This is a genomic window from Janthinobacterium algoris (genome assembly GCF_051380935.1).
Classification (GTDB): domain Bacteria; phylum Pseudomonadota; class Gammaproteobacteria; order Burkholderiales; family Burkholderiaceae_D; genus Janthinobacterium.
On sequence record NZ_JBNYXZ010000021.1, the window covers coordinates 87,614 to 113,702 of the forward strand.

Annotated in this window: 13 protein-coding genes; 7 read left to right on the plus strand and 6 right to left on the minus strand. The window is 65.7% G+C overall.

What is annotated here, in order from left to right:
- Positions 1-114 precede the first annotated feature (114 nt).
- The 7 genes from ACQ4W7_RS24850 to ACQ4W7_RS24880 all read left to right on the plus strand — a co-directional run bounded on the left by ACQ4W7_RS24850 (position 115) and on the right by ACQ4W7_RS24880 (position 7,107).
- Complete coding sequence (locus ACQ4W7_RS24850; RefSeq protein ID WP_436534056.1) at positions 115-798, plus strand: FadR/GntR family transcriptional regulator; 684 nt, start codon at positions 115-117, stop codon at positions 796-798.
- Positions 799-881: 83 nt separating this feature from the next.
- Positions 882-1,295, plus strand: a complete 414-nt coding sequence (locus tag ACQ4W7_RS24855) for a hypothetical protein (RefSeq protein WP_436534058.1) — start codon at positions 882-884, stop codon at positions 1,293-1,295.
- A gap of 241 nt (positions 1,296-1,536) precedes the next feature.
- Positions 1,537-2,328 (plus strand): TorF family putative porin, encoded by a 792-nt coding sequence (locus ACQ4W7_RS24860; protein WP_436534060.1) that lies wholly within the window; start codon positions 1,537-1,539, stop codon positions 2,326-2,328.
- A gap of 56 nt (positions 2,329-2,384) precedes the next feature.
- Positions 2,385-4,460: a methyl-accepting chemotaxis protein gene (locus ACQ4W7_RS24865; protein ID WP_436534062.1), complete on the plus strand. Its 2,076-nt coding sequence runs from the start codon at positions 2,385-2,387 to the stop codon at positions 4,458-4,460.
- 438 nt (positions 4,461-4,898) lie between these two features.
- Positions 4,899-5,159, plus strand: a complete 261-nt coding sequence (locus tag ACQ4W7_RS24870; RefSeq protein ID WP_436534064.1) for a hypothetical protein — start codon at positions 4,899-4,901, stop codon at positions 5,157-5,159.
- Between the two features lie 138 nt (positions 5,160-5,297).
- Complete coding sequence (locus ACQ4W7_RS24875) at positions 5,298-5,918, plus strand: hypothetical protein (protein ID WP_426070743.1); 621 nt, start codon at positions 5,298-5,300, stop codon at positions 5,916-5,918.
- A gap of 160 nt (positions 5,919-6,078) precedes the next feature.
- Positions 6,079-7,107 (plus strand): acyl-CoA dehydrogenase family protein, encoded by a 1,029-nt coding sequence (locus ACQ4W7_RS24880; RefSeq protein WP_436534066.1) that lies wholly within the window; start codon positions 6,079-6,081, stop codon positions 7,105-7,107.
- A gap of 220 nt (positions 7,108-7,327) precedes the next feature.
- Here ACQ4W7_RS24880 and ACQ4W7_RS24885 read toward each other — a convergent pair whose 3' ends face one another.
- From ACQ4W7_RS24885 to ACQ4W7_RS24910, 6 genes are all read right to left on the minus strand, one after another.
- Complete coding sequence (locus tag ACQ4W7_RS24885; protein WP_436534068.1) at positions 7,328-9,340, minus strand: S9 family peptidase; 2,013 nt, start codon at positions 9,338-9,340, stop codon at positions 7,328-7,330.
- 299 nt (positions 9,341-9,639) lie between these two features.
- Positions 9,640-10,323 (minus strand): RNA polymerase sigma factor, encoded by a 684-nt coding sequence (locus ACQ4W7_RS24890; protein WP_426070746.1) that lies wholly within the window; start codon positions 10,321-10,323, stop codon positions 9,640-9,642.
- A 169-nt stretch (positions 10,324-10,492) separates the two neighbouring features.
- Entirely contained in the window at positions 10,493-23,263 is a 12,771-nt protein-coding gene (locus ACQ4W7_RS24895; RefSeq protein ID WP_436534070.1) for a filamentous hemagglutinin family protein, read from the minus strand.
- Between the two features lie 244 nt (positions 23,264-23,507).
- The gene (locus ACQ4W7_RS24900) at positions 23,508-24,506 is read right to left on the minus strand and encodes a FecR family protein (protein WP_436534072.1); all 999 of its coding nucleotides are present in this window, start codon (positions 24,504-24,506) and stop codon (positions 23,508-23,510) included.
- Positions 24,507-24,629: 123 nt separating this feature from the next.
- Positions 24,630-25,145, minus strand: a complete 516-nt coding sequence (locus ACQ4W7_RS24905) for an RNA polymerase sigma factor (RefSeq protein ID WP_426070749.1) — start codon at positions 25,143-25,145, stop codon at positions 24,630-24,632.
- A 2-nt stretch (positions 25,146-25,147) separates the two neighbouring features.
- The gene (locus ACQ4W7_RS24910) at positions 25,148-25,879 is read right to left on the minus strand and encodes a TonB C-terminal domain-containing protein (protein ID WP_436534074.1); all 732 of its coding nucleotides are present in this window, start codon (positions 25,877-25,879) and stop codon (positions 25,148-25,150) included.
- Positions 25,880-26,089 lie beyond the last annotated feature (210 nt).

Below are 26,089 nucleotides of genomic sequence, written 5' to 3' on the forward strand. Positions count from 1 at the left end.
CCGCTGTGTGTTGTTAAGAATGACTGGTTCACGCATAATTCCAGCTTCCGCGAGCCACTTCAAATTGCTCGGACCACTTTAAAACAACACCGAAAGACAGCGATGGCGACAGGCATGCAAACGCGGGGCAGGGTCGAAACGGTGATGCGCAGACTGGAGACCGCCCTGCTGGACGGCAGCTTGCCGGCGGGCGCGCAGCTGCTGGCGCTGCAATATGGGGTCTCGCGCAATACCGTGCGCGAAGCGGTGCAGCGGCTGGCGGCACGGGGCCTGGTGCGCAGCCGGCGCGGCGCCGGCGTCTTTGTGACGGATCAATTGCGCACCGGCATGGCTTCGCCATGGAGCCAACTGGTGGCCGACCATCCCGCCCTGCGCGACGACATTCTGGAATTTCGCCGCGTGCTGGAAGGGGCGACGGCCTACTTTGCGGCGCAGCGGGCCAACAGCGGCGAGCGCGCACAAATCATGGCGCTGCTGGCCGAGCTGGAACAGGCACGCGCCAGCGACGACAAGCACGGCGAGGCGCAGGCCGATGCCAGGCTGCATGAAGTCATCGCGCAAGCGTCGCACAACACCATGTTTTTGCACTTGCACACCAGCATTATCGGTATGCTGCGCGAACACATCACCCTCAATGGCACGGGCTTGCGCCAGCAGGACGAGGCGACCTCGCTGCACCTGCTGTCGCAGCACCGCACCCTGTGCGAGGCCATCTGCGCCAGCCAGCCCGAGGAAGCGCGCACGGCCATGCAAGGCCACATCGATTTCGTGCGCGCGCGCGTCACCAGCGACGAATAAGGGCCATTGGTAGGACCAGTGCATGAGCACCATGGCGGCAAAAAACTGCTACCATCGCGCGCCGCCACTTACTTCATCCTCACATGAACGTCCTGAGCCACACTCATCCGCTGGTGCTTCAGCTGGAAAACGACTTGCTGCCCCTGTTCCGCGCCGCCCTGCCGCCACTTGCGGCCGCTGCGCCGCAGGTGCTCGCCTCCGTATTCGCCTTTTCCAGCGGCACGGCCAGCGCTTTCCAGGACTATCATTTCGGCATTTCCTGCCTGCTCGAAGCGGTGTCCGAAGATGCCCCGGAAGAATTCGCCCTGCTGGTCAGCGTCACGGGGCTCGACGCCGGCGCCCAGCTGAGCGCACAGGTCGTCTGGGGCCAGCCATCGGGCCTGGTGGAAATGCAAGCCGAGCTACAGGCTGGCGACCTGCCTGCCCTGCATGCGGCCCTGCCCCGCTTGCTGGCCAGCTTGCAACAGGCAGCCAGCCGTGGCGCGCCGAGAATGTGACAGACGCATGAAAAAGTGCCAGGAAACAACAACTTACGATTTCCGCAACGCAACTTTGTTGACTTCCACTAGCCCTAACCCCTATCCTTTCAGTTACGTTTGGTGAGAATGTGTGCATGTTCCTGTGAGCATGCAGACGGTGTCGCCTTGCTTGCGCAAAGTCCATTCCGCATTTATTTATTGCAACCATCAAGGCAACGTGCCTGGACGGCCGCTGCCAGCAAATACGGAGCTGACTGCCATGCCATCGCACTACCATTTTCCTGCAACATCCTTGCTGGGCTGCGTCTTCTTGCTGGCCGCCCTGCCCGTGCAGGCGCAGACCACGGACAACACTGCCGCCACCTTCAGCGCCAATGCCAGCCTCACCTCGCAATACATTTCGCGCGGTTTTCGCCAGACCTGGGGCAAACCCGCGCTGCAAGCCGGTGCCGACTACGCGCACCCCAGCGGATGGTCGCTGGGGACCTGGCTTTCCACCGTCAGCGACCGCTATATCGAAGACGCCAGCATCGAATGGGACCTGTATGGCGGCTACAGCGGCACGGTGGGCGAGCTGGGCTATAGCGTGCTGGCGTATTACTACAAATATCCGGGTGCGATCTACCGCGCCACGGGCGTCAAGTACGACTATGGCGAACTGTCGCTGGGCCTGAGCTACAAGATGCTGTACGCCAAGTACAACCATACCGTGACGCGGGACTTTTTCGGCATCACGAATGCGCGCGGCACGGGCTATCTGGACGTGGGCGCGAATGTCGACCTGGGCAATGCCTGGACCTTGAATCTGCACGCCGGCAATGGCCGGGTGGCGGGCGCCGGCAATGCCATCTGGAACTGGCGCGACGCCAAGGTCGGCGTCACCAGGGCCTTCGACGGCGGCTGGAGCGCCAGCGCTGCCGTGACGCGCGCCTGGGGTGCGACCGACGCCTACGACCATTACACGCTGGGCATCCCGAATGCTGCCGGCCAGTTCGACACCTCGAACCCCGCCGCGACCACGCTGGTCGTGGCCGTCAGCAAGACGTTCTAGGTGCGCCACGCGCGCCGCCCATGACACCGATATCCTCCCCATCAAGGAACAGCACCATGCAACTTTCTCTCAACAGCAAAATCTGCGTCGCCGCCACCGCGCTCGCCGTCCTCAGCCTGGGCGTCACGGCGGCGGTGATCGGCTACAAGAGCAGCGCCAGCGCCGAGGCGGCCGCTTTGGCACTGGCACACACCTCGGCACGCGAAGTGGCTGGCGCCTTGCAGGCACGCATCGCCAGCAACCTGGCCAGTGTCAGCAGCCTGGCCGGCGCCATGCGCGGCACCAAAAGCGCCAGCCTGCCCCTGCAGCGCGAGCAGATCAATGAACTGACCAAGGCCACCCTGAGCAGTTCGGAAGACTTGCTGGGCGCGGCCGTGACGTGGGAGCCGAACGCGCTCGACGGCAAGGATGCGGAATTTGCCAACCAGAAGCCGCACTACGATGCCAGCGGCCGCTTCATGCCCTACTGGACGCGGGGCGCCGGCGGCAAGTTGCAAGTCGAACCCATCGTCTTCGACCCGAAACCGGGCGCCAACGACTGGTATGACGTGCCCAAGCGCACGGGAAAAACCTTCTTTACGGAACCGTACATCTACCCCGTTGACGGCAAGGATGTACTGATGGCCTCGCTTGTCGCCCCCATCATGATCGAGGGCAGCTTCAAGGGCGTGGCCAGCGCCGACTTCATGCTCACGCGCCTGGCGAAAATCCTGGCCGACCTGAAAGTGATCGAGGGTGGCAAGCTGGCCCTGATCTCGAACGGCGGCCTGTACGCCAGCCATCCCGTGCCTGAACGGCTGGGCAAGAAGGCCGACGACGTACCTGCGGCCGGCCTGGAAAAGGTACGCCAGGGCCAGCCGTATGAGTACGAGGATGGCCAGGGCTACATCCATTTGCTGCAGCCGCTGCAGATCCACCCTGATATCGCGCCCTGGAGCGTGGAATTGAACTTCCCGAAAAGCGTGGCCATCGCCTCGGCGCGCGAGCTGATGATCTACACCCTGATCGTCGCCCTGCTGTGCGCGGCGGCCACGGCCGGCATCCTGATCCTCGTCGTCAACCAGCTGACGCGCCCCCTGCGCACCCTGGGCCGCACCATGACGGACCTGTCCAGCGGCGACGCCGACCTGCGCGTCAAGCTGGAAGTCAAGGGCACCGACGAGCTGGCCATCATCGGCAAGGGTTTTAACCAGTTCGTGGAAAAGATCCACGCCGTGCTGCTGCAAGTGCAGGCCAGCGCCGACAATGTGGCCCGCGCCAGCGCGGAAATTGCACAAGGCAATAACGACCTATCGGCCCGCACGGAGCAGCAAGCCAGCTCGCTGGAAGAGACGGCCGCTTCAGTGGAAGAGCTGACGGGCACGGTCAAGGAAAACGCCGACCATGCGCGCCAGGCCAATCAATTGGCGGCCTCCGCGTCCAGCGTGGCGCAAAAGAGCGGCGAAGTGGTCGGCAAGGTCATCGCCACGATGACGTCGATCAACGACTCGTCGAACAAGATCGTCGACATCATCAGCGTGATTGACGGCATCGCCTTCCAGACGAATATCCTGGCCCTGAACGCGGCCGTGGAAGCGGCGCGCGCGGGCGAACAGGGACGCGGATTTGCCGTCGTCGCAACGGAAGTGCGCAACCTGGCGCAGCGCTCGGCCGCGGCGGCCAAGGAAATCAAGCTGCTGATCGACGATTCCGTGGGCAAGGTGGCCGCCGGCAGCAAGCTCGTCGATGAAGCGGGCGCCACCATGGAGCAGGTAGTCGACAGCGTGCGCAAGGTCACCGCCATCATGGCCGACATCAGCGTCGCCACCACCGAGCAAAGCGACGGCATCGCCCAGGTCAATCAGGCGCTGGCGCAAATGGATGGCGTGACGCAACAAAACGCGGCCCTGGTCGAGGAAGCGGCGGCAGCCGCCGAAAGCCTGCAAGACCAGGCCAGCCATCTGGCCCAGGTGGTCAGCGTCTTCAAGCTGGGCGAGCAGGTGCGCCAGACGACACCCGCAGCAAGCGTGGCAACGCCGCGCGCCGCGCCGCCAAAAACACCCGCGCCAGCCAAGCGCCTGAGCGTCGCCAAGCCGCAAGCAGCGCACGCGCCCGCCAAGGCAGCGCCCGGCGATGACTGGGAAGAATTTTAAGCGGAGTAAGGCGACGCTAACCCGCAAAGATTCCCTCTTTGCGGGCGGCGCAGCAGCATGGTGAGTTTTCGCAGGTTTCCACAGAAAAATATTTCGTATAATCTGGCGCGCCTCTGGCACGCCACTTTGCCGATTATTGGAAACACCTGAAAAAACCCTCACAGTACTTACCTCTTCCACACTGCTGTCCGCTTGCGGCGGTGGCTCTCCCCCTCCTGCCGAACAAGCCGCAGCGCCCCTGTCCGTGTATGCGGGCAGCTGGCAGACTCCGTGCCAGTACAAGGCGCTCGAGACGATGGCCATCACCCGCAAAGCCGATGACAGCCTGGAGATCGCCGACAAGATTGAGCACTTCGAGACCGCAAACTGCTCCGGCGCGCCATTTGCCACCCAAGCCCCACTGTCACATCCACCGTTAGCGATGGCAACACGACCGAGGTGCAGGTTCAACTCAGCCCTGCTGGCGCCACGAACGCCACCCACATTGACAAAATTACCATCAGCAGTCCCGCCTATACGAGCGTCTTCACCGGCAAGGACCTGAGCTATTGCGTCGAACTGGGGCAGCGGGCCTGGTGCATCACTCACCCGGACAAGCCGGGTTTCTGCGCCGCTGAGCGGGGACCGGTCCCCGCCATGACGCAAACGGGTGGCATGTATCTGCAAGGCGACAAGCTGTATCTGCTCGTGTCCACCTGACTGCATATAGTCCTCTTGGGAAAGATATTGATCCAAATCAAGTCGCCGATAGATTCGGTGAGAATTGCCCCCTGTTAATACTCCTATAATCAGGCCGCGTTGACGGCACGCATCGCTGCCGGATGAAAAGGATTCTGAATGAAAAAATTATTGGCAGTATTGGCCGGCTCGGCCGCGACACTCTTGAGCGGCTGCGGTGGCGGTGGTAGTGGCACGACACAACAGCTTGCCGGCGATACCGGCAACGCCTCGCCGCTGGCCGCGTATGTCGGCACATGGCAGTCGGCCTGCGACGATCACGACCGTCAATCGCTGGTCATCGCGCTCAAGAGCGACGGCAGCGGTTCGCTGGAACTGACGCCGACCGGCGAGACCTACTTCAAGGCCGATTGCTCCGGCCCCGTGGTCGCCACAGACAGCATGAGCGCAAAGATCACCGGCAAGCCGGACGGCACTGCCGACATGCTGATCAAGCTGGCGGAAAACGCCGTGGCAACGAGCTTGCGCGTCGACAAGATCACCTCGTCGGTCCCGGCTTATGCCTTCCAGAGGACCGGCGCTAACGTGAAATATGTGCTGCGAGCAAACCAGCAGCAGTGGTGCGTCGAGGTGGATAAAGGTGAATCGTGCCTGTGGGACGAAGGCATGCAAGCTGCACAAAGCATCCCAGGCGGCCTGTCCTTGCGCGGCAACGAACTGTACACGGTGATGCTGGACAAGGGCGTCTATGTGCTGGACATGCACTACGTGAAAAAGTAAGCGCATGATCTGCTGCGGGGCTGCCCGGCCCTGCAGTTGTCGCAGCCGCATCTTCTCGCCCGTCGCTGCTTAGACTCGAGGCCGTTAGCAGGTGTATGTGCAGAATCGAACATACATTGCGAAAATACAAAGCTATTCTGTTAAAAAACAGGAGCTTGCCATGTCGCAGCATACCTTACCCCTGCCCTCCCACGCTGCACTGGATGCCCTGCTGCAGCCGCAGGACCGCGCTTTCCACCCCATCGAAGGCTTACGGCGTCTGCGCGACGCGGGGCTGGACCAATTACCCCTGCCCGGCCACGGCGCCACCCTGCTGCGCTGGCAAATGCTGGCTGCCATTGCCGCCATCGATCTCTCCCTGCTCAAGCTGTATGAGGGCCATACCGATGCGCTGGCCATCCTGGCGGAAATCGACGGTCCCGGCGTGCCGGCCAGCAGCAGCTGGGGTGTCTGGTGCGCGGACATGCCGGACGCGCGCGTGCAGTTGCAGCAGGCGGCCGATGGCCGCTATGTGCTCGATGGCCGCAAGGCTTGGTGCTGCGGGGCGAATGGACTCAGCCATGCCTTGATCAGTTGCTGGAATGAGCACGGCCAGGCTTGCCTGGCCTGCGTGGCCCTGTCGCAGCCGGGAGTGCACGTTACGGATGAAGGCTGGCATGCCGTCGGCATGCTCGCCTGCGCCAGCGTCGATGTGACCTTTTCCGGCGCGCGGGCCTTTCCCGTAGGCGCGCCGGGCGCGTATCTGCAGCGCCCCGGCTTCTGGCATGGCGGCGCCGGCATCGCGGCCGCCTGGTATGGCGCGGCCTGCGCCGTCGCCAGCCACCTGCATGCGCGCGCGCAGCACGCCACCCCCGATCCCGTCCGCCTGGCGCAACTGGGGCAAATCGACTGTGCGCTGCGCGCCGCCAGCGCGCTGCTGCGCGAAGGCGCCGCCGAGATCGACAGGCATCCGCAAAGCGATGCGACAGCCCTGGCGCTGCGCCTGCGCCTGACGGTAGAAGACGCCGCCACTCAAGTCCTGCACCTGGCCACGCGTGCGCTGGGCGCCGGCCCCCTGTGCCGCGATGCCCGCTTCGCGCGCCTGGTGGCCGACCTGCCCGTATTCCTGCGCCAAAGCCATGCCGAACGCGATCAAGCCATGCTGGGCGGCATCGTCGCCGGCGCCGAAGAACATCCCTGGGCGCTTTGACGGCGCGCCAGGAACAGCTGAAAAGGAAGCTGCGTAGGCCTGCCTCCAGCGTGCAGTGCTTAGCGCCTATCCCAGTAGATGAATACATCCTCCGCTGTCGTCCCTCAGAAGCGGGGACTGCGTTGCTCGTCGTCGCGTGGCTCGCCACGCGTCCTCCTCACGCCTTGTCCGCGCTCCTGATGAACTTGCAGCAGAAGACGCTCACTAATGGGATAGGCTCTTAGCGCATCGCCTCCAGCAAACCCGGCGCAAACTCGGCACCGTGCTTGACCTGCGCGGTGGACGCCTTCAGCGTGGCGCCGATCGGTTCCGCGCGGCCAGTCAGGCACAGGCCCAGGAAGTTTTCCGTCACCGCATTGAAGGCGATGTTGTTCACGGGCCGGGCAAAGCCATGCCCTTCGTCGGGGAACAGCACATACGTGACGGGGATATTCTTCGCCGCCATGGCCGCCACGATCTGGTCCGATTCAGCCACGTTGACGCGCGGGTCGTTCGCCCCCTGGCCGATCAGCAGCGGGCGCTGGATATTCTGCGCAAAGTTCAGCGGCGAACGCTCTTTCAGCAGCGCCCTGCCTTCTTCCGTGGTCGGGTCGCCCATGCGTTTGTAGAACTGCTGCTTGCCCGCTTCCCAATACGGCGGAATGGTTTGCAGCAGGGTGAACAGGTTCGACGGGCCGACGATGTCAACGCCGCAGGCAAAGGTCGTCGGCGTGAACGCCATACCGGCCAGGGTGGCATAGCCGCCGTACGAGCCGCCCATGATGGCCACCTTGTCGGCGCTGGTCACGCCGCTCTTTACGGCCCATTGCACGGCATCGAGCAAGTCGTCATGCATCTTGCGGCCCCACTGCAGGTCGCCGGCCGAGATGAATTGCTTGCCGAAGCCCGTCGAACCACGGTAATTCACCGATAGCACCGCATAGCCCCGGTTGGCCAGCCACTGGTGGTAACCGTTGTAGCCATACGTATCGCGCGCCCACGGGCCACCGTGCACCAGCAGCACCATCGGCACCGCCTGCGATGGCACGCCGCCGGCGTTTGCCTTCGACGCCTGCGGCAAGGTGAGGTAAGACACCAGAGTCAGGCCATCGCGCGCCTTGATTTGCTGCGGATACATGGGCACCAGCGGCGCGCCTTCCAGTTCCGGGCGCGTCACGTACAGCCGCGTGAGCTTTTTGGTCTTGCGCTCATACAGCCAGCTCGATGGCGGCGCCGTGACGGCGTCGACGCTCACCAGCCACTTGTCGTCGGCATCCGTGCGCGAAGTCACCGTGAACTGACCCTGGGTGTTTTTCTTCAGGAAGGCCAGGTCGGCCTTCAGGTCGTCCGCCAGCGGCAGGTATTCCTGCCGCAAATAATTGACCGTATAAGCTTGCACCCGCCCCGTGCGCGTGTCGTACAGCGCATCGGCGATATCGGCACGCGGGTCTTGCGCCACCAGCGTGCTCTTGCCGCTGGCCACGTCCTGCGCCAGCAGCGCCGAGGTATTGCGGCCGCGCGAATCGGTCCAGTACAAGGTCTTGCCATCGACCGTGAAGGCCAGCGGCGCCGTGGTCTGCGAGTCTTCCAGGTCGACTTCGACCAGCGGCGTGCTCTCGACCTTGCCCTCCTTCAGGCGGAAATACTGCATGCCGCCATCGGTGCGCGCCTTGCTGGCGATGCGCAAGTTGAGCAGTTCATCGGCCAGGTAGCCACCATAGCCATCGTTCTGCTGCACCAGGGTCAGCTTGCCGCTAGCCAGGTCCAGGCTGTACACATCATGCCAGCGCGCATCGCGGTTATTGACACCGATGAGGATGCGGTCCTTGACCTTGCTGCTGATCTGGACGATCCGCACGCGGGTCTTCTCGAACGGTGTGTAACTGACCTGCTTGCCGCTTGCCACATTTACGCCGTACAGCAGAAAATTCTCATCGCCACCCTTGTCCTGGATGAACAGCAGGGTTTTCGAATCGGGCGACCAGAAGCTGCTGCGGATGGGCCGCACCTTCTCTTCGGTGAGAGGGCGCGCCTGCGCCAGGTCGCTGGCCGGCGCCACCCACACATTGAGCACGCCATCGCGCGGTGCGATCCACGACAGCCACCGTCCATCGGGACTGAGCTTGCCACCGGACTTGCTGGGATTGCCAAACAGTTTGGCCCGCTCGATCAGCGGCGTTTCCTTGACAGGGGCTTGCGCGTGCGCCGGCAGTACGCTGGCGAACAACAGGACAGGCAGGACATAGCGAATCATGGACACCTCATGGTTGATGAATGAAGGGAAACTTCACACGTGCATGTGCCAGTAAATCATAGGCCAAAGCGGTATCGCCAGGTTGATTACAGCGACAGGGGACGGAAATCGGGGGATAGAATGGCGAAAACGGGGACTGACAGGTCAGTCAAGTCACTGACGCGAGCGCGACTAGCAAATGCCACCGGCCTCGCTCGTGCCTGTACGCAGGTCAAGCCCAAGCAGGCACGTGTCGCCGTTTTCCCTGCTGTAGGCGCACAGAAGATGCCCTCGGCGCCATGAATGCCGTGCCCTGCTTGTCAGTGCCGGATGCAGCTTCGTTCGCGCGCCATCGCAGTGGGCTCTGCGGCGAGCACCTTGGCCTGCCAGCGGCGCGAGAAACCGCGCCGGGACTGGCTGATCCCCCCGATCGCATTCTGCCCGGTTTCCTGGACACAGTGATCCAGAGCCTGGCGCAGCATCGTATCGATGCTGGTCAGGGAAACCTGATACTCGTCCGCGACTTCCTGGCGCGTCTTTTCTTCGATCCTCAGGGCAACCAGAACAGAACGGTGCCGATACGGCATGCGCTGCATCGCGCGCTCGACTGCGGCCAGATCGGAGCGGGCCGAAGCAATGAGGTCCGGACCGGGGGCCGGGTCAGTCAGATCCTCGATTGCAGCCTCATCGTCGTGCTGCGAGGAGCGCGTGCCGCGCAGCTGATCCATCGCGACGTTGCAAGCTACCCGGTAGACATAGGCGTTCGGGTTTTGCACGAACACAGGGACGCTCGTGCCCGCCAATCGTAGCCAGGCGTCGTGCAGACAGTCACTGGCCAGGTCGGGACAACCGAGATTGCGCAACAATCGGCGATGCAGGCGGGCGTAGTTCACCGCCAGAAAATCGCCCAGCACGATGCCGTGACCGGTCTCGCTGAATGAGTCTCCGATGATCTCATCGGCAACATTGGACGCCTTCAAGCCATCCAGGGTACTCGGGTTCATGACGGGTATACCTCGGTGTTCTTCCGCAAGCCGCGCAGCCCTGAGAGCAGCGCAACGTCAGCAGCAAAGGGGGAAACAGCGACCTATGCAAAACGAGTGCATGGAGCGCCCCATCCTGCTCCCTGCACGGGCAGGTAACAGGTGGGTCATGCCGCTGCATGCCACTGGCCTAGCGGCCCTGCTGCAACTGACGTCGTTGCTCGGGACTCAAGCGTGCCAGCTGCTTGGCGTCAAAGTCGCGGCCGACGCCAACGAACTGCACCGGATTGGCAGCGTCGTAGGGAACGCCGTGAGATGACTGCAGCCCGGCCCGAGCTGGCGGCGGTGCTTCAATCTCTTTCTCCATCGGCTCATTGCCAAACCCGATCAAGCGCACCGTGAAAATCGACGGCAGGTTTTGACGCGCAGCACTGCGCTCGCGTTGCAGAACGTCCTGCGCGGCGGCCGTCGCCTGCGACGCTGCGGCACTGGCATTGCTCAATGCGCCGACATTCACCGCCGCAATGCTCGGCATGCCCATCGACGCACCCTTGACGGCGATATTGGCCGCATTCACCACTTGCAAGGCCGCCAGATTGACATTGCCCGACACGCGGATACCCGCTTCGCCCGCGTCGATGGTGCCGAGTGGCGCGATCAGGTCGATGTCGCCGGCCGGCACTTCCGGAATCGGTGCCAGCGTGGCGATGCCGGCACCCGTGCTTGGCACGTCGGACGATAGCGTGACGTTGCCCCACTGGTCGTAGACACGCTTGGGCGGCGTGTAGACCACGGTGGTCTTGGCGCCCCGGCCCGCATTGATGTCGCCCTCGCCCGACCAGCCCATGATGGCGCCGCCGAAGGTCGTCATGATGCGGCTCTGGCCCAGCAGGATGCTGCCGCGCGAGTAGATCGCGATGTCGCCTGCCCCCTGGGTGATCACGCCCGAGTCGGACGGCGGTGCCTCGCCCTCGATGCCGTAGACCTGGCGGCCGCCCGGCGTCATGAGCTCGATGTCGCCACCAAACAGCGTGCGTACGAAGCCGCTACGCGGCATGGCGCCGAGCTTGCCGCGGAACATCGTGATGTCGCCGCTGTAGTTGATCGGCGTTCCATCCGCAGCCCCCTTGGGGAACAGCGCCGCGATGGCATGGCGTCCGCGCAGGTAGCTGCCGAAGCGCGCGCCGTCCGCATCGTTGTACTCGCGCCCGCCGGCCTTGAGTTCGGCGAAGTACACCTGGCGCGCAAAGATGCGTTGCTGCGTCGCCGGCAGCGCGTCGAAGAAGGCCTGCGCCTCGCCGGCCGTACCTTTGAAGCCCAGGCCGTGGGCAGGGTCGGCCAGCCAGTTGGCCAGCTCTGCCTCGTAGCTCTTGACGACCTTGCCCGGCTGGTCGGCCAGCGGTCGGCCGGCCTGGGCGCGGTTGCCTTCGCCGAGGTAACGCGCCAGGAAGCCCTTGTAGTCGGGGCCGTGCGCGCCCACGCCGGCCAGCATCGAGATGCTTGCACCGGGCCGGCTATCGCCCGGCACCACCGGGCCAAGGCTGCTCACGCCCGCACGGTCTTCCATCTGAATGTGGCGCCCTGCGGTGATCTCCAGCGTGCCGGGGCCGGCCACGTTAAAACTGCTGTAGACGATGTCGCGACCGGCCGACACTACCGACACGTCGGTCGGGTTGTTGTGCGCGAACAGGTTGCCCGAGCTTTCATAGAGCGCGCCCAAGCTCGTATCAATGCGCAGGGCCTGGCCGATGGGCGTGCCGCTACCGACGATGTCGCGCCCGGCCATCATCCACACCGGCTGCCCGGCCTCGTAATAAGTCTGGCCAGCGCGTGTCGGGTCGTTGGACGCAAAGACGTTGATGCGGCCCGTGGCCACGCCCACCAAGTCGCCGTGCAGGGCATAGAAGCGCACCGGTTCGCTGCCATGTTCGCCGCCTGCCGAAACAGTGTTGGCGCCCAGCGCGAACAATGGCCTGCCATTTTCGATGAGGTTGCCGGCCTGGGCGAGATTACTCACAACTGTGCCGTTCGCCAGCGTGCCCCGGAAAGCCGGATGGAAGGGCGTGGCCATGGCACTCTCGGCCGCGCCCGAGGGGCTCACGGTGTAGCCGCCGCCATGGATCGAATCGCTGGCAAGAAACTCCAGCAAGCTGTTGGCCGATGGCGCGAGCACCAGCGCGCCGGTCGCCTCTGTCGTTCTGTCCGTGGCCATGCTGCCGTAGTAGAGGCTGCCGCTGGCAGCGACCGCGCTCAGGATCGACGGGTAGACGTTCGCCATGTCGGTCGGGAGCGCGCCAAGGTTAGCCATCTGCGGCGTCAGGTCGCCGCCGGCCGAGAACAGGCGGATGGCGGTGTTCGGCGTCCACAGCGTAAACCAGCTGTCGCCGCTGCCCTTGGCCGCGTCCACCATGAAGGGGGTACGGTTCTGAATCACGGCACGCCCCGCATCGTTGGCGTCCGTCACGACCAGGTCGCCGCGCGTGTTCAGCTGGTAGCTCGCATCGCCCGGCATCAGCAGCATGCCGCCCTGCGCCACCGCGCGCCCGGCCGAGAACGGATCTATCGCCCGGGGGTCGCGTTCGGACAGCTGGCCGGTGTACTGCGCATAGCGCAGCGACTGGGTGCCCATCGCGCCGGCTTGCATCTGCACGTCGCCGCGCAGGTTGACGACGGCGCCGTTGAGCACGGCGTTGGTCTGGATGTCGTTCAAGGGATCGAGCGCCAGGGGATTGAGTGCGCCGCCGACGCGCAGGCTCAGATCGCCCCCGCCCGTGAGCGCCAGGCTGCCATCGGCCAGCACGCGGCCGGTGCCGCCCACGGCCAGCACCAGGCCGTCGCTGCGCAGGTTGACCGTGCCGGTGCGAACGGCCTCCCCCCGCTTGGACACAAGGCCCGCGTCGCCGCCCACGTCCACGCGCAGGTCGCCTCCGCCCAGCGTGCCGTAACCGGTGAAACCCAGCAGCGTGTCGGTCGTGCCGCGCGTGGCGTAGCTGCCAAAGTTGATCCACCAGGCCGCAGCCTGATCGTTGCCTCCCCCGAGCGTGCTACCGCTGCCCTGGCGCCACAGCCAGTTGGCGGTGTCGTTGGTCGTCACGCCCTTATCGGCCGGGTTGGGGCGGCCGACGCCGGTCGAGGTGATGGCCTGCGCCGTCTCGCCGGTCAGGTTGCCGCCTGCCTGCAGCGTAAGGTTGCCACCGCCGGCCGGGTACCAGGCGCGCGCCAGGCTCTCTGCCCCGCCATCGACGAACTTCTCGTAACCCTTGTTCTTGTCGCTCAGCACCGTGCCACTGCTGCCCACCACGCGCGGCAGGTTATACGGGTCGCCGGCCTGCGTGACCTGCGACGAAGCGCCGGCCGTATAGATGCCGTAGAGCGAGTTCATGCCCAGGTTGCCGGCCGCGCGCAGGTCCAGGTCGGCGGCGCCGGTGCGCAGCACGCTGAAGCGGGTGCTGCCGGGCAGATACTCATAATACACATTCACGGGCAGCGCCACACAATAGCTGACGCGTGCCGCACACAGCGCTGCGGCAGTCTTGTACGCGCCGTTGGTGGATTTGGCGACAACCGCATCGAGTATCGGCGTATCCGCAAAAGCGGGATTCTTTACCGCATTGGCCCCACTCTGCGACCATTTGAAAGCGTAGACCGGCGTGCAATAGGCCCCGTTCGCCGCGCACAGCGCCGTAGCGGTCTGGTACTTGCCACCCATGAGTTGGCGGGCGACTTCATCGGTGATTTCTACGCCTGCCTTTAAGCCCAGAGCGGTAGCCGCGAGCGATGTCCATGCGAACGCGCCTTTGAACGGCAGCGCCTTGGCAAACAGACCGTAGTGGGTGTCGGCCATGCGCAGCACACCCGCTGCGGGGTTCTGCTGCAACGTGCGCGGGTCGGCCGCAGCGAGGTCGGCGCCGCCCGCCAGTTGCAGCGACCACGACTGCGAGCCTTCCGGCAGCATCGCGGCCACGCCCCACAGCCGGCCCGCGCCGCCAGGACGGAGCTCGACCGACTTGGCGTCGCCCGGCAGCTTGATGTTGGTCGAAGAAGGCAGCAGCGCGCCCACGGGCAAGGCCGTGTCGCCCTGCATCAGGTACTTCGCGCGTACGGCCGGTAGCGCGACGCCCTTGGGCCAGACCAGCGCGTCCAGCGTGGTGGCGCCCGGCAGGCGCGTGCCCGCGTCCAGGCGCGTGCCTTGTGGCAGCGTCATGGTTTCGCCGGCGATGCTGCCGGCCGCGTGAATAATCTGGCCCGAGGCATCGCGCACGTTGGCAGCGAGCACAGTCCCGGCGGGAAGCAGCATCTCCGCCGTCAATGCGCTGGACACGGGGATCAGCGTGCCGGCGGCAAAGTCAACCGACTGTATCGGCAGGTCAAAATTGAGCGCGTTGCCGCCTTCGAACGCCGTGCCATCGGCCAGCACGATGCCGGCACGCGGGATCACCGTGTCGGCGCCGAAGAGATTTTTTCCCGAAAGCAACAGCCAGCCTTTGTCGTCCTGCGTGGCGGGCGGCGGCGCGAAGCCGTCGTTGATGCTGCCATAGATATCGAGGTTGCCGGCCGCGCGGATGCGCAAGTTGCCGACTTCGCCCGAGCCATAGACGCCGGTCTTTTGCGTGTGCGGGTTGACGCTGGCGTAGCGGTAGCCCGACAGGTCCAGATCACCGGACACGACGATGTCCCCGCCAGGGTTGGTTGTGGCATTGCTCACGATCTCGATGCCGGGACGCAGATGGAAGGCGTCGGCATAGGCCGGGTTGCGCAGGCCGGCAAGCTTGCCGGTCATGAGGCTGGCGCGCGCCAGTGCGGCATCGATGAAATCGTTGTTGTGGTCGTGCTTGTCCTTCAGCCAGGTCTGGGTGATCTCCTGGTAGGGTCGTCCGCTGGCGGCCGGCGAGCTGACCAGCGGGGCGTCGTCGTAGCGTTGCATGGCGTTGACCGCGATGGAGCGAGCGCCGCGGATGTCGAGCGCACCGCGCGCGTCGATGGCGATGTCGCCGTAGACCGCCGCGTCAAATGCCCCGTTGATGCCCGGCAAGCCGTTGGCGCCGATGCGCGGCGCCGAGAGTTCGAGCGTGCCGCGTGCGCGGCCGTCGTTCTGCCCCGCTTGCGTACCCAGGGTCGCGGCCGTGCCATGGCGCAGGTCGATGCGTGCGCCGTCGGCCAGCGTCAGCACGCCACCCTGGGTGCTCAGGTCGACGCTGGCGCGGTTGGGCGAATCGATGATCTTGCCGTAGCTGTCCACGCGCAGCAGCGTGCCGTGCGCATCAAGCATGGCCGAGCTCGCCACCGTCAGGGCGTTCTTCGCCGCGAGGTAGATGCGGCCCACGCGCTCGCCACTGGCATCGACGGTGCCGTTGACCGTCAGGCTGCCGTTGTCGACCGATACGTTGACCTCGCCGGCCTTCAGGCCGTCGCCGATGGCGAGGTCGCCCTGTTTGAGCTGGAAGGTGCGCGTGCCGAACACGCCGCCTTCGTTGAGCCGCTGGTTGAGCGATGCGAACTGGCTGTCGAGCGTACCGGATTCGCCCAGGCGCTGCGCGCGAATCTCCACGCCGCCCGCCAGATAGGGCACCAGGGTGCCACCCGCGTCGTAGCGCCCCGTGCTGCCGCCGCGGATCGTGCCCTGCAGGTCGACTACGCCCGCCTGGTCGCCCAGCGCCAGCGCCTTGAGCGTGCCGGCGCGGTTGTTCCGCGCCGAGAGGTCGATCACCGAGCCCACAGCCTGGCGCACATTGCCGGCCAGGCTTTCGAGCGTGACGTCGCCGCCCCAGCTGTACTTGGATACATCGTTGAAATCGATCTTGCGGCCGGCCAGGTCGAGCCGCGCGCGCCCGGTCAGCGTGAGGTCCTTGTCGGCGCTGATCACGAGCTTGCCGCTGGGCAGCGCCAGCGTGGCGTCGACGATCACGTCACGGCCCGCAAGGCGCAGTTCCGCGCCGAGTGCGGCGTCGGCGACCGGCATCATTGCCGGGGCTGTGCTGGTCACGCGCAGATCGCCGCCCGCGGTGATGCGGTTGACCGAGCCCGCCGCGCCTGTCACCAACGGCGCGTCGATGCTGAGGTTGCCGCCGCTGTAGGCATAACCGTTGCCGGCTTCATACGCGCCTTGCGACTGGTAGACCGACAGGCTGCCCTTGTTGTTGGCCGTGATTCGGTCGCTGGCCGTGAGCCGCACATCGGCAAAGCCCAGCGCCAGACGCGCGTCATCGCTGGCGCCCTCGGCTTGCGTGCCTGGGCCATAGCCAAATTCGACGGTTCCTGCCTCGATGGCCAGCGTGCCGCTGCCGGTGCCGGCGCCGCCCGTGACTGCGGCGCCGGGCGCCACGGTCGATCCGGTCCAGATCAGGTGGCCGGTGCGGATGGTCGCCACATCGCCGGCAGCGCCCGCGCCATAGATGGCGGGCGTGCCCAGCACCAGGCGCGCGAGCGTGGATTTTCCGGTGGCCGGGTCGATGGTGTCGAGCGAGGCGCTGCCGAAGAAGCGCAGGCCGCCGCTGGCGTTGAGTTCCAACGTCTCGAGCGCAGGGGCGCCGTACCGCGTGTCGCCGCGCAGCAGGCGGTCGAGCACGCTCTGGTTCAACACCAAGCCGGAAGGCAGCGTGTTGCGCGCGGCCGCGTCGGCCAGCGCCGCGCTGTCGCCGACGTTGATGCCCTGCACCGCCAGCGTGAGGTTGCGCGTGCCGTAGCGCACCGAGTCGTCGAGCACGAAACGGTCGGGCGTGGACAGCGCGATGGTGCCTTCGGAATACAGCTCGGCCTGGCCCGCGCAGGGCGCGACGGTGCATGTGCCGATCTGCAGGCTGCGGTTACCTAGCAAGTCCACGCTCGGCAGACCCGGCAGCATGCTGAGCACGCCGTTGGACACGGCCACCAGATTGCCGGCCGTACCCGCGTAGAAAAATCCATCGGCCGAGTCATAGGCTGCGCGGCCCTTGCCCAGCGTGCGGATCGCCGCGCCCTGCTCGATCACGAGGTGGCTCGCGTTATCGGTGTTGGTGGCATCGGCCAGCAGGAACACCTCGGGTGCCGACAGTACCGCACCCTGGCGCAGCGTGAGGCTGTTCGTGCCCGTGCCGAACATCACGATACGTCCGCCCGGGCCGTAGGTCACGTACTGCAGACCGCCGAGCATGAGCCGCGAGGCACCCATCGCATTGAGCGCATCAGCGTTCAGCGTCACGCCCTCGAAACCGGCGGTGGCCTTCGCGCCACCGCGCACGACCTCGATCTGACTTTCAGGCCCCCCAGATCCAGCAAAAAAAGCCACCGTGCCGCCGTAGCCGCCCTTGGCCGCGTCGAAGCGTCCGATGCCGTCGAAACGGAAGGCATCGACACCGGCGCCGGTGTTCGGCGTGAGGGCCAGCAGCAGCGTGCGCGCGTCCGCCGGTGCCATCGCGCGCGGTACGCCGAGGCGCGCGGCGTCGCTCACGATGAACTGGTTGAACGAAGTCTCGTTGTACTGCGAGTAGGTGCGCAGCACCTCGGCCGGTGTGAGGATCGCCTGGCGGAACAGCATATCGCCGATGGCGGTATGGGCGATGCCGAGCCGCGCGGCGGCCGACCACGAGCCGTTGCGCATCGCGCTGCCGGGCTGCGCCGCGCCCTGGCCGGCGCTGCCGTTGAGCTCGACGCGGAAGGCGCCGGGCATCAGGGCATAAGTGGAAGGCATCAGCGTGTAGGTGCCCGCAGGCAGGCCCGGCACGCCGGCACCCAGCGTGATCTGCTGGCCGATCAGCGGGTCGACCGCGCCACGTTCGCCGCCCACCGGGGCGACCGGGGCTTGCACGCCGGGCACGACGGCATATACCGGGTTGCCCGCGAGACCGGGCAGGCTGAAGCTGCCATCGGCCGCAGTACGCACCAGCGGGTGGTAGCGCGCATCGGTCGAGCCGCCGCGGCCACCGATGAAGCCAAAGCCCTTGAGTTCGCCGCCGCCCGAGAGGTCCAGCACCGCGCCGGGCTGCACATTGGCGCTCGCACCGCCCAGCGTGAGGCCGACCGTCAGTGTCTGGCCGTACGAGCCGGCGCCGCCCACGCCGATCAACTGGACCTGCGTGCCGTCGTAGAGGTAGTTCAAGCCGTCAACCGTGCCGCCATACGGCATCAGCAGGCCGTTGCCACTGACCGAGGTCAGGCTCCCAGGCAGGAAGTCGACCCGCGTGGTGTTTGCGTCGCCGATGCGCAGGCTGCCCAGCGGCACGCGCAGCACGCCGCCCTGCTCGATGGTCGCGGCGCCGAGCGTCAGGCCGCCGAAGGCCGCATAGGGTACCGCCGGCGCGGCTTGACCGTTGCCTTCGATGCGCAGCACGCGATCCGGTGCATAAGTGCCGTCGTGCAGCACACCCGCCTGGATCGAGGCCGAGACGCCAATGGCCGGGTAGATTTGCCCAGCCCGCAGCGTGAGGTCGCCTGGGGTGGCCAGGCTGGTCGTCGGCATGCCGTTGGTCAAGGCCGGCACGTCGGACAGAAAGCGCAAGTCGCCGTCGCTTTGCAGCGTGGTCTGGCCGAAACCGCGCCGCTCCACCCTGATGCTGCCCGGGTTTTCCGGCGTGTCGCTGTCGGACGCTATCGGTATATCGCCGTTGACACCAGACATTCGAACCGACGAGCGCACGTCGATGAGGCCGGCATGCACCGCCAGATGCGCCTCGGAGGGTAGCCAGTCGCCGGTGCCGATGACGCCGAAGCGACCTCGGGTCACGTCCAACGCCAAGCTCTGCGTGATGCCGGCCAGCCGCACGTAGGGCGCTTCCAGCGTGATGTGCGCATCGTTGCGCGCGTTGTTGGCCAGCATCAGCGCGCCGTAGGCCGACAGGCTCTGGCCGAGCCGCAGGCTGGCGTTGTCTTCCAGGCTGATGCCGCCCGCGCTGAGCAGCGCGAGATTATCGAAGCCGCCCCGTGTGACGGTGTCGACGCCCAGCCGACCGTGACCATAGACCAGCATCGCATCGGCCGCGCCGGGGGCCAGTCCAGCCGGCAGGTCCGACGGCCCCTGCAGCCTGCCGACCACCAGGTCGCGGTAGTTGCGCACCGCGTTCTCAGCCAGCGTGTACTGCGCCGGGCCGGAACTCGTGCGCACTTCGGGCGATTCCAGCGCGACTTGCAGCGTGCCGCCGGCCGCGCCCGCGCCGCCCGAGCGGGCCCGCAGTTCGCCGTCGAGGTAGAGGCCGTTGTTCGAGGCCAGCGTGATGCGCCCGCCGCGGCTCGCGACCGCGACCGGGCCGGCATCGCCCATGTCGAGCACGGCGGCGGTGCCCGAGGCATCGAGCATGGCGCCCTCGCGCACAATGATGAAGCCGTTGGCGGCCGTGGCCGAACCGTCGCTTTCCCTGATCTCGCCGCCGATCACGATGCTGCCGCCGTCGCGCACGATGCCGTAGCGCCGGCCCTGCGCATCGAGCCCGGTCGCGGGCGTGGCGGACACGTCGATCACCGCCTGCTCGCTGAGCCAGATCGAGCGGCTGTGCGCCACGTCCACGGCGTGCTCCTGCTCCATGCGCGTGAGGTCGAGGTTCTTCAGCGAAATGCTGCCGCCGTGCGCCTGCAGCCGGCCTTGCAGCGTGAGCTGCCCGACGCTGCGCACGTCGATGGCCTGGCCCGGATCGACCGTGATCTGCGCACCCTGACCGATGACCGCAGCCACGGTCGGCAGGTCGGCCGCCAGGGTCTGCGCCGTGCCCGCCTGCAGGCTCAGACTCGCACCGGCGCGCTGCGTGAGCACGCCCTTGACGGCATCCTCGGTGTAGAGCGGCGGCGTCCAGGTTTGTAGCGCCTTGCCCGCCTCAGCGCCGGTCGCGACATTCTTGGCCTCGGGGGTCACGCGCAACACCGGCATCGTCACCGCGACCTTCGCGCCGTCGGCCACCGTGAGGCCGCGGTCACCGATGAGTTCGTAGCGGCTGAAACCCTTGTCGAAGAAGTTGCCAGCCAGCACCAACGTGCCGGCATCAGCCGCAGCCACCGATTCGTCCGTGACGAGCATGCGCCCGGCCTGCAGGCTCAACGTGCCGCCGCCCGAGGTGCCCCAGCCGCGCAGCGCGCCATCGATCGCCAGCACACCATCACCGCCGGTCTGCGCATTCGCTTGCAGCCGCATGTCGCCGCCCTTGCCGCCTTGCTGCGAGGTGCCGTTGGCCAGCAAGGCCGCGCCCGAGGACACGTCGATGATGCTGCCTTCGTCCAGTTGCACGTCGCCACTGCTGCGTATCGACACGCTGCCGCCGTTGCGCCAGGCCATGTTGCCGGTGCCGGCCGGATCGAGATGCAGCTTGCTCCACAGGCCACGCGTGTCCAGCGTCACGCCCTGAGCCACGGCCACGCCCGCGCGCACGCCTTCGGGCGTGGTGATCTGCGTGGTGTCATCGAGGTAGTTGGTGCTGGCCTGCGCGAGCGTGTCGCCCAGGCGGATGCTGCCGCCGTGCACCGTCAGGTCCGCGTTCACAGCGACCTTCGGGCCGTAGAGCGCGATGTCGCCGCCATTGCCCAGCGTCAGCGCCGAGTCCACCGTGATCGCGTTCGTGGCCGCGATGCGCACCGCGCCCAGCGAGAAGCCGTTGAGCAGCGTGGTGTCCAGGGTCAAGTTATCCTGGCGCGCGGCGGGCAGCGCCGCCGTAAGGTCGAGGCCGGCGGCGATGCGTTCGGCCGTGTCTGTCAACACCACGTCCTTCACGCCTGCAGTGTCGAGCCGGCGGTGCATCAGGCCGCTGTTCTTGTCGTAGAGGGCGCCGTAGCTGCCGATCACCAACTGCCCGCCGCGCGCCACCGCCATCTGCGACTGGTCATACCCGTCGAGTCCGGCCTGCGCCGCCTGCGTCTGGCGGCTTCCCTGGACGGTGTCGCCCGCGATGTCGCCCTCGATCACCGCGCTCTTCGTCCCGATCACCAGCAGGCCGGCATCGCGGCCCACCGTGTAGCCGCTTTCCAGCCGGCGCTGCTGTCCGATCAGCGGGTTGTAGTAATAGCCGGTCGCCTTTTCGCCCCAGCGTTCGTGCTTGTCCTCGTAGCCTTTGTAGACGCCCGTGTAGCGCTGGTCGCCCGGCGCCTTGTTCACGTCGTACAGCCGCCCATCCGCCCCCTTGAGCCAAGTCTGACTGATGAAACCGCTCTGCACATTGAGCGTGCCGCCTGAGAGGTTGATGCTGGAGCCTGCTTGCGTGACCACATCGTTGCCGCCAAAGCTCAGCGTGCCGCCCTGCGCCATCCATTCGCCCACGGTGTGGCCCTGGGTGCCCAGGTAGCCGCCGACCTCCAGCAGGCCGCCCGCGGTGTACCAGCGGTCGGTGGCGTAGCCGTTCGTGCCCTTGGGTACGAACACCAGGCTGCGGCGGTCGATCCACACGTCGTTGCTGTTGAGGGTCTTGCCATCCCGGTTGAGCGGCGCATCGCGCTGTTCGTTGCCCTGGACGTTAACCTTGACGTTGTTCGATTCCATGGCCAGGTTCACGCCCACGGCACCGGAAACGTCGATCCGGGCGCGCTCACGCATTAGGCTGCGCTGGGCTGCATGGATGACGATCTGACCGCCGGTGGCCAAGGTCAGGGAGTCGCTCTGGAAGTCAACCGTGCCGCTGCTGCTGATCTCGATGCGGGACTGGTCGCGGCGGTCGGTGATGGCCACGATGTTCTCGGGCGTCGTGATTGCCGGTCCCCGCAAGCCGTCGCGCTGGCTGTCCAGGGCCGTCTTGCCGTCGTCTTCAATCACCACGGCGGTAATGGCACCCTGGCCGAAGGCAACCTTGCCATCCGCGTCGATGGCGTTGAGGTGCACGGTGCCACGGGTGTTGACGCTGGTGGTGGCCAGTACCACACCGTTTTGCTGGACGTCACGCCCCAGCATGGTCACGTCGCCGTGGCGAGCCTGGATCAGGCCGGTGTTGCCGACCTTGCCCGACAGGCTGTCGGTGTTGAACTGTGCGGTGATCTCGTTGCCGCGCGTGGTCGACGCCTGGTTGCCGTCGGTACCGACGCCCTTCTTGATGATGAAGCTGTCGCCGGCCGCGAGCGCGGTCTGGCCTTTCTGCGTAGCGATGTCCCCCGCGTTGTGCACTTCCTTGCCAAGCAGCAGGACATAGCCGCCGCCTTCGGTGGAAGTCTTCGGGGCCAGTGTGGCGATCCGGGCGCCGGCCTGGATCTCTACCTTGCCCTGGGCGTTGGTGAAGCCGGGCTGGCTGGCGTTGGCGGTGTAGATGCCGTGGGTCTTGAACTGGCCGTCGCCGATCTCGGCGGCGGCGGCGATGAGATTGCGCGTGTTGACCTGGCTGCCGCCATTGAAGACGATGCCGTTGCGGTTAACGATGAGCACCGTGCCATCGGCCTTGATCTGGCCCTGGATCTGCGAGGGGCGTGCGTTCGGATCATTGACGCGGTTGAGGACGGCCCAGTCTTTCTGCTGCCTGAACTCGACCGTGGTGTTGCGCCCGACATTGAAAGTCTCCCAGTTCAGGATGGCCTTGTCGCCGGTCTGCTGAATGGCGACATTGGTGCGACCGTCGACCTGGGAAAGCTCCGGGGCATTCGCATTGTGCCAGCCCGCAGTCAGCGAGTTGGTGTCGATTTTCAGGCCACCCTCGGTCATGCCATCGGGGACGGATGCACCCTTGGCGGCCGCCAGACGGGCGGCGGCCTGGGCCGACTGCTGCGCCGCGATGCCGCGCGCGGCCAGGTTCAGATTGCTGATGGAGCGCTGCAGTTGCTCGTTGGCTTTCTGCTGCTGTCCGAGCGGGCTCGTCAGGTTTGCTGCAGGCAGACCGTTGGGCAGCCGGCCCGTTTGCGACGCCGTGTCCCTGACCCCGCCCTTGTCGGTAAACCATGCCGGACTGAACGTGCGCTGCGCATGGGCCGGCAGCGTTACCGCGCCGGCGACCAGTGTCAGCGCGATGGCCCGCGCCAACGGTACCAGCCTGAATACCCGATCTTGTTTGCGTATCGTTTGATTTTCCTTGCCACTGCGCCCGCGTGTGTTCATGTAAGTTTCCGCCTGGTCATTGAGTCGATGCCGTTCGGCTGCCCGTCTCGCGCCGGCCAACCACATTCATGGTGGCTTTTCGCATCGCAACCGAGTAGCGTCTGCGACAGAAAAAGCCCCTATGTATGGGTGACGAACTGCACCACGCAAATACCGCAAACTTTTTTGAAAATTTTTCCGCAGCCCCGACATACCCTGCGCAAGGTCGCACGAACCCGCAATGCAAACCGATGAAGAAAGCCATTCAGCTCAAGAACAACAATCCCGCCGGCAGCGACCTGGCGTGCAACTGAAAGGATTCCTGCAACTGCCACAGTGCCAGATCCAGCGAGGCCGTGGAAAAGCGCCCGCTGACCGGCTTGTTGCGCACGGCATCGTTCATCAGCACCACGCGACCGGAGCGGTAACGATTGATTTCGTCGAGCACATCGGCCAGAGGTACCTGGTTAAACACCAGCATCCCTTGACGCCAGGCCGAGACTGTTTTCGGGTCAATGCTGGCGATGTCGCCCACCGAACTGGCGCCGTACATCATTTGCTGGCGGGCATACAGTTGACGCGCGCCTGCCGGATGTTGCACGCGGACGGTGCCTTCGATACAGGTGACACAGACCTTGCCATTAAGATGACGCACTTCGACCCGTCCGGATTCGAGCAGGCTGCGGCCAACGCCGGCCACGACAGCAAAGGCCTGCCCTCCATCCCTCACATCGATGGAGGCCTCGCCGATCAGCAGATCCAGGCCAACCAGCTTGCCGCCGTCGGTCTGGCGACGAATGCTGGTGCGCGTATTCAGCATGACATCGACACCCCCGGACAGCGCCAGCGTGCGCAGTTCCCCGGTGGCGGTGCGGTCATCCGCATTCCACTCATCCGGCCCCGGCCACAAGCCCAGCGGCGGATGCACCACGGCCACGCCTGCGACCGCCGCCGCACTGATGGCAGCACCGAGGAAGGCCCGCCGTCCACCCGGCACCAGGCGAGGACGGCATGCGCCCAGCGTCGCGGCTTCCGGCTTGACGCGCAACAACTCGCGGGCCGGGGCCTCAATCGCATCCCAGCGGCGCTTCACGTCGTTGTATGCGGCTTGATGCGAGGGACTCGATTTGACCCAGCGCCTGAACTGCTGTGCATCCACTTCGCGCGCGTCTCCCGAAGTGAGCAGGCGCAACCAGTTCCACGCCTGGGCGTCCAGGTCCGAGGGCGAAGTGGCGTGACTGTTCTTGGGCGGCGGCGTCTTCATCGTGTCATATCCAGCGGCCAGGCGCGGCCGTAAAGCAGGAAACCGGCAGGCTGCTGCGTGTTGCGTGCATATATTTTTTGTTCTCTCATACTGGATGACGAATGGCGTCCCGGAAAACCCGCATTATTTATTCTCCGCCGCCAGATAAGTGTCAAGGCGTTCATGCACGCGCTTCAATTCGTACTCGACCGTCCGCAGCGACACGCCCAGCCGTTGTGCGGCCTCTTTTTGCGTCACGCCTTCCGCATGCACGAGCAGTGCGACGGCCCGACGGCGCTCGGGCATGCGGTCGAGGAGCAGGAACAAAGCATCGAGGTCCGAGCGTATCTCGGCGGTCCGGGCCGGACCAGGTGACGGGTCCACCAGTTCCTCCAGCAATGCATCGATATTATCGCCTGACAGCAGGCGGCTGTGTCGGCGCTGGACATCCACCGCAATATTGATCGCCATCCGGGACAGGTAGGCCCCCGGGTTCTGGATCGGCCCGTGGTCCTCGCTACCCTTCAGCCGCAGCCAGGTGTCGTGCAGCGCATCGCCGGCATCCTCCGCATTGCCCAGCTTTCGTGTCAGGCGCTGCTTGATGGATGCGTAATGCTTACCCAGGTAGTTCAGCAGGAAGAGCTGCGTGCCTTCGGACATGGCTAGCCCGCCCCCTGTTGCCGGTCGCACTGCGGCCCTGCATCCGGGGCATTCGGTGCAACCATCATGGACAAGGGCTGCCGCGCGATCGCCGCTGGCGGCAGGCGGCCGATGTGCACACCGCGCAATGCGTGCAGCAACGAGGCATCGCGGCGGGCATCGCCGCTGCTGCCGAGAAGACGGACACCGCCGATGCGACCATCCGTCTCCAGGTAAAACTGCAGCAAAGAAGTGTAGTTACCCGGCCGGGTTCGTACATCCGAGCACAGCGCCTGCCAAATACGCATCTGGACCAGTCCGGCGTAGCCATCCTCACGGAACAACTCGGCCATGCCATTATGAGCCACTGCGGATGCCGGCACTGCGGATGCCGCACCGGCCTCTTTCAGAATGAATGTCTGCCCCAGACCAGAACTGCGCTTGTCCGCAATCAGCCCCGTACCTTGCAGCAGCATGCGCAATGCTCCTTCGGCCGAGTGAAGGCCGTGTACCGCCGTGGAGGTACGGGCATGAACGAGATCGCTGGGAAACAACGCCGGCTGTCCGGTGGTGTCCGCATACTGGTTCAGCGCCGCATTCAGCGGCTGCGCCGGGATGTTGAAAGCAACGGAAGGCGTACCTGCATCAGCAACGGGATTGACACGTGCAAGGCCCGCGAGCGGCAGATCAGGAGAGGCACCAAGCGCGTCTCCCGCTGATCCGATCACCCCACCCAGCACCCAGAAGAGCGCCATTCCGCTACAGCTCAACACGCCAGCGTACACACGCCCGCAACGGTGCTGCAAGGGCCATGGCAGGAGGGCGGATCGCGTCGGCAAGGTAGGCACACCATTCTGAAAATGTGCATAGTGGCATTCAAATGTGACGGTGTCGTTACATCGATACCCATCCATCCTCGGGCTTGCAGAGAGCAGGAGCACGCGATCACCTTCGTCATTGCTGCG

Excerpts from the sequence above, each read along its gene's own strand:
- ACQ4W7_RS24850 (WP_436534056.1), top strand. The coding sequence starts at position 115 with ATGCAAACGCGGGGCAGGGTCGAAACGGTGATGCGCAGACTGGAGACC.
- ACQ4W7_RS24855 (WP_436534058.1), top strand. The coding sequence starts at position 882 with ATGAACGTCCTGAGCCACACTCATCCGCTGGTGCTTCAGCTGGAAAAC.
- ACQ4W7_RS24860 (WP_436534060.1), top strand. The coding sequence starts at position 1,537 with ATGCCATCGCACTACCATTTTCCTGCAACATCCTTGCTGGGCTGCGTC.
- ACQ4W7_RS24865 (WP_436534062.1), top strand. The coding sequence starts at position 2,385 with ATGCAACTTTCTCTCAACAGCAAAATCTGCGTCGCCGCCACCGCGCTC.
- ACQ4W7_RS24875 (WP_426070743.1), top strand. The coding sequence starts at position 5,298 with ATGAAAAAATTATTGGCAGTATTGGCCGGCTCGGCCGCGACACTCTTG.
- ACQ4W7_RS24880 (WP_436534066.1), top strand. The coding sequence starts at position 6,079 with ATGTCGCAGCATACCTTACCCCTGCCCTCCCACGCTGCACTGGATGCC.
- ACQ4W7_RS24885 (WP_436534068.1), bottom strand. The coding sequence starts at position 9,340 with ATGATTCGCTATGTCCTGCCTGTCCTGTTGTTCGCCAGCGTACTGCCG.
- ACQ4W7_RS24890 (WP_426070746.1), bottom strand. The coding sequence starts at position 10,323 with ATGAACCCGAGTACCCTGGATGGCTTGAAGGCGTCCAATGTTGCCGAT.
- ACQ4W7_RS24895 (WP_436534070.1), bottom strand. The coding sequence starts at position 23,263 with ATGAACACACGCGGGCGCAGTGGCAAGGAAAATCAAACGATACGCAAA.
- ACQ4W7_RS24900 (WP_436534072.1), bottom strand. The coding sequence starts at position 24,506 with ATGAAGACGCCGCCGCCCAAGAACAGTCACGCCACTTCGCCCTCGGAC.
- ACQ4W7_RS24905 (WP_426070749.1), bottom strand. The coding sequence starts at position 25,145 with ATGTCCGAAGGCACGCAGCTCTTCCTGCTGAACTACCTGGGTAAGCAT.
- ACQ4W7_RS24910 (WP_436534074.1), bottom strand. The coding sequence starts at position 25,879 with ATGGCGCTCTTCTGGGTGCTGGGTGGGGTGATCGGATCAGCGGGAGAC.